Consider the following 733-nt stretch of genomic DNA (forward strand, 5'->3'; position numbering starts at 1 on the left):
GCTGCGCCACGACCCGGTGGCGATGCTGGCGGCTGCCGCGGCGCCGATGCGGCCCGACGCGGTGTCGCCGCGCGCGGTGCCGGAGTGCCCGCCTGTGCTGCCGCCGGTGCCGGGCGGATGAACGGCCTTGCGGTGGCGGCCGGCACGATGGCCGCGATGCTGCACCTCGCCGGCGCGCTGAAATCCGCGCCGCTGCTCGCGGGGCTGCCCTTAGATCTGACGGCGGCGGCGGCACTCGGCCTGCTGGCGGTGCTGCCGCCCTTCGTCGCCGCGCGCGCCTGGCGGGCGGACCCGGCGCTGGCGCTGCCGCTCGCGGCCTGCGGGCTGCTTTGGCTGTGGATGGTCCTGGCCGGCGCCTGGAGTCCGTCCGCCACCATCCTGCGCGCCAAGCTGCTGGATGCTGTGCTGCTGGGGCCTGCCATGCTGGCCGCCGGGCTGGTGGTGGCGGGGGATGCGCGATCGCTGCGCGCGCTGGCTGATGCGGCGCTGGGCATCGGCGCCTTCGTCGCGGCCGGCATCGCCTGGGGCATCGCCACGGACCGCGTGGTGCTGGGCGGGATGCCCGGCGCACATCCGGACCTGGTCCGCGTGCAGTACCAGATCGCCGGGCTGGCCATCGCCTCGGCCGCGGCGCTGGCGGCGGTGCGCGTGGCGGAGGCGCGGTCCTGGCCGGCACGCGCCGCGTGGCTCGGGCTGGTGGCCTTGCTGGGCGCGGCGGCGCTGCTGCCAGGCG

1 pseudogene is annotated in these 733 nt (G+C 78.0%); it reads left to right on the plus strand.

Annotated features, from left to right (window positions below):
* Positions 1 to 117: 117 nt before the first annotated feature.
* Positions 118 to 733, plus strand: a pseudogene (locus HW578_RS27270) (O-antigen ligase domain-containing protein); the annotation flags it as partial.

Origin of the sequence: Roseomonas rosulenta (assembly GCF_016106005.1) — a bacterium.
GTDB classification, from domain to species: Bacteria; Pseudomonadota; Alphaproteobacteria; order Acetobacterales; family Acetobacteraceae; genus Neoroseomonas; species Neoroseomonas rosulenta.